This is a genomic window from Actinomyces ruminis (genome assembly GCF_002154335.2).
GTDB lineage: Bacteria > Actinomycetota > Actinomycetes > Actinomycetales > Actinomycetaceae > Actinomyces > Actinomyces ruminis.
Window position 1 is genome coordinate 1 of record NZ_MTPX02000076.1, and the last position, 3791, is coordinate 3791.

At 69.9% G+C, this 3791-nt stretch carries 2 protein-coding genes and 1 pseudogene; 2 read left to right on the forward strand and 1 reads right to left on the reverse strand.

Features of this window, described 5'->3' with window-relative positions:
* Nucleotides 1-86: 86 nt before the first annotated feature.
* Entirely contained in the window at nt 87-1295 is a 1209-nt protein-coding gene (locus BW737_RS14080; protein WP_086616094.1) for an ABC transporter permease, read from the reverse strand.
* Nucleotides 1296-1577: 282 nt separating this feature from the next.
* Here BW737_RS14080 and hisN point away from each other — a divergent pair.
* A pseudogene (gene hisN, locus BW737_RS14085) lies at nt 1578-2409 on the forward strand (histidinol-phosphatase).
* 128 nt (nt 2410-2537) lie between these two features.
* On the forward strand, nt 2538-3401 hold the full coding sequence (locus tag BW737_RS14090) for an undecaprenyl-diphosphate phosphatase (RefSeq protein WP_086616093.1): 864 nt from the start codon (nt 2538-2540) through the stop codon (nt 3399-3401).
* Nucleotides 3402-3791 lie beyond the last annotated feature (390 nt).

Consider the following 3791-nt stretch of genomic DNA (forward strand, 5'->3'; position numbering starts at 1 on the left):
CGCCCAGCACCATCCAGCACCGCACCCACGGCCGTGTACGATGACTACCTGCGCCCACATGCCCAGCCAGGTGATGCCCAGGCCGATCAGGCAACTACCACCCCGGCAGCGGCGGTCCGCATCCGGCGACGGCTGAGCGAGCGCTCATCGGCCACCTGCCCCGTCAGGGCCACCAGGGGCGAGACCCGGGTGGCCTGACGGGCGGGGCGCACCACCGCCACCAGCGTCACCGCGGTGCTGAGCACCACCGCCAGCACCATGGTCTGCCGGTTGACCGTCAGGTAGCGCGTCTCCAGGCCATCGACCAACCTGGAGCGGGTCAACAGTCCGGCCAGCACCACACCCAGGAGACTTCCCACCGCCGAGCCCGCCAGGCCGGTGGCCAGGGCGCTGCGCAGCACCGAACCGAACACCTGGGCGCGACCCGCACCGATGCAGCGCAGCAGCCCGATCTGCCGGGCCTGCCGCGCCACCAGGGTGGAGAAGGTCGTGGCGATCACGATCCCGGCCACCACCGCGCACACCGGGCCGAGCAACTGCAACAGCATCTGCGTGGTGGAGTTCATGTCACCCATGTTCGACGCGCGCATCATGACGATGTCGGAGGCGGCGTAGACGCTGGCGTCCAAACCGGCCACATCGAGGGCCTGCGAGACGGAGTCCATGAGCTCCTGCGTGCTCATGCCGTCCGTGGCACTGACGTACAGGGCGGCCGGCGCCGTCGACAGTCCCAGGGCAGCGCGCTCGTCGGCGGTGGCGAAGATGTACTGCTCATCGGTGCTCCAGCGGGTGATCTCGGGGCCGGGGGCGATCACACCCACCACGGTGGCGGTGGTAGGGACCGCGACTGGGTCGTCCTTGAGCGCCATGGCGCTGCCGACCGCGACATCCTGCTCGGCCACCGAGGGCGAGACCGCGATCTCGCCCTCCTTCTCCGGCAGGCGCCCCTCCGTCAGGCGGGTGCTGCCAGACAGGGAGGGCACGTCCAGCACGTAGGTGAACTCGGTGCCGCCGCCGCTGCCCATGCGGTCGATCCAGATGGTTCCCTCCGAATAGCTGCGCACACCGGCCACGCCGGGAGCCGCGGAGACGGTGGAGGCGGTGGCATCGGACAGCTCTCCGCCCCGCTCGGGCAGGACGACGACGTCGGCGTCCCCCAGACTGGCGCGGGCGGCAGCGGTCATCTGGGTGGTGGCCGTGTCGGAGACGATGAAGCTGAAGACGATAAGGGCCGCGCTCATGGCCACCGCCACCAGGGCGGCCAGGGTGCGGCGCAGGTCGAGCATGGCGGGCATGGGCGGGGCTCCTTCACTTGGTTCCGGCGCATCCGGAGCAGCTGAGGCCCACGCTAGGAGCGTGCCGGCGCGCCCGAAACCTCACTTCGACGGATCTTTCCGGGGTCCTGCGGTACCAAAGCCCACCGCCGTCTGCAACCTTCGACCCGTGGCATCTCCTCCCGCAGGATGAGGGCCGGGGCCGGCGCGCTGCAGCAGGCGTGGCACGGCCTGCCACGCCAATCGAACCGCCTGCGGCCCGGCCACCACGGGATCCGGTCCGTCGCCGTCTACCCTCGTGCCATGAGCAGCAACGCCGGTTCCTCCCCCACGCCGCCCGCCGCGGAGCGCGGCTGGCGCGACGACCTGCACCTGGCGCACACCATCGCCGACCAGGTGGACCCGCTCACTCAGGCCCACTTCGATGCTCAGGATTTCGAGGTGGAGACCAAGCCCGACCTGACCCCCGTGACCGCGGCCGACCGCGAGGCCGAGCAGCTGATCCGCGACTACCTGGCCCGCGCTCGCACCCGCGACTCCGTGCTCGGCGAGGAGTTCGGCACCACCGGCCACTCCCCCCGCCAGTGGTGATCGACCCGATCGATGGGACCAAGAACTTCGTGCGGGGCGTGCCCGTGTGGGCCACGCTCATCAGCCTGGTGGAGGACGGCGAGGTCGTCGTCGGCCTGGTCTCTGCGCCGGCGCTGGGACGGCGCTGGTGGGCGGTGCGGGGCGGCGGCGCCTGGATGGGCCGCTCCCTGGCCTCGGCACGCCAGTTGCACGTGTCCAGCGTGGCGAGTCTGGAGGACGCCTCCCTGTCCTACTCCTCGCTGTCCGGCTGGGCCGAGCGACGGCGGCTGCGCGGCATGCTGTCACTCATGCAGGCCTGCTGGCGCACCCGCGCCTACGGGGACTTCTGGTCATACATGCTGCTGGCCGAGGGGGCGGTGGACCTGGCCGCCGAGCCGGAGCTGGAGTTGTACGACATGGGCGCGCTGGTGCCGATCGTCACCGAGCCGGCGGCCGCTTCACCTCCCTGGCCGGCGAGCCGGGCCCCTGGGGCGGCAGCGCCGTGGCCACCAACACCCTGCTGCATGAGGCGGTCCTGGAGCACCTGTCGGCCGAGACTGACTGACCTGGGCCGCCCATCAGGCGAGCGCTGCCGGGCGGCTGAGGCCGGTTCCACACGCCCAGACGCGCACACCGCGGCCCGCGCCCGGTAGCCTCTCAGGGAACTAATTGCACCCGATCCCTGGGAGCCTCATGAACTGGCTGCACGCCGTGATCCTCGGCATCGTCGAGGGCATCACCGAGTTCCTGCCCGTGTCCTCCACCGGGCACCTGAACATCGTCGAGAAGCTGCTGCACTACGACATCGACTCCGTGGGCATGACCGCCTTCACCGCCGTGATCCAGGTCGGCGCGATCCTGGCGGCCGTCGTCTACTTTTGGGGCGACATCGTGCGCATTGTGACTGCCTGGTTCAAGGGCCTGGCCAACGCCGAGGCGCGCACCGATCCCGACTACACGCTCGGCTGGGGCATCATCCTCGGCTCGATCCCGGTGGCGGTCGTGGGCCTGTTGTTCAAGGACTTCATTGAGGTCACCGCCCGCTCCCTGTGGGTGATCGCCGGGGCGCTGATCCTGTGGTCGGGCGTCATGTGGCTGGCCGACCGGCGCAGCGACGGTCCGTCCGACGCCGCCCACGCCTCGGCGGGCAAGGGTATGCGGGAGGTGTCCATCAAGGACGCCCTGATCATCGGCGGCTTCCAGGCACTGGCGCCCGTGTTCCCCGGCATCTCCCGCTCCGGCGCAACCATCTCCGCGGGTCTGTTCCTGCGTTTCGACCGGGTCACCGCCACTCGCCTGTCCTTCTTCATGGGCATTCCGGCGCTGCTGGCCGCCGGAGCCCTGGAGGCGGTCACCGCCGCGGGCGACATTTCCGCCACGGTCGGCTGGAGCGCCACCCTGATCGCCACGGTGGTGTCCGGTCTGGTCGCCTACGCGACCATCGCCTGGTTGCTACGCTTCGTCTCCTCCAACAAGTTCACCGGCTTCCTGGTCTACCGGGTGCTCCTGGGCCTGGTAATCATCGTGCTGGTCGCCACCGGCACCGTCGCCGCCTGACACCGGGCTGCGGCACGCTCGCTGGCGGCACTACTCGCCGACAAACTGTCCAAATCCGGCACGAACGCCGTGCGCGGCCACCTGCCACCTGCCGGAATCCGCATGATTGCAACGGCCTAGGAAAGGCCGCTTCGCCGTCGCGGGCTCGTTTCTGCCGTTTTCGGACATTCTGATGCCCAGACGATGCATCCCGCCGATTGACGGAGTAGACGCATCGGCGTGACCGTTCCAGCGGTCGAACTCACATGGGTAAGGTGGACACGACGGATACCCCCTGGGGTATCTTTCTCCGCGAAGGGGACACCCCCGAACGAGCGACGGATGCTGCCGCAACGGCCGGACACGTGAAAGGCGCGATGATGACCCCACAACCCCCGCACCCCCTCTCCC

Coding starts and splice junctions, on each gene's coding strand:
- BW737_RS14080 (WP_086616094.1), bottom strand. CDS start 1,295: ATGCCCGCCATGCTCGACCTGCGCCGCACCCTGGCCGCCCTGGTGGCG.
- BW737_RS14090 (WP_086616093.1), top strand. CDS start 2,538: ATGAACTGGCTGCACGCCGTGATCCTCGGCATCGTCGAGGGCATCACC.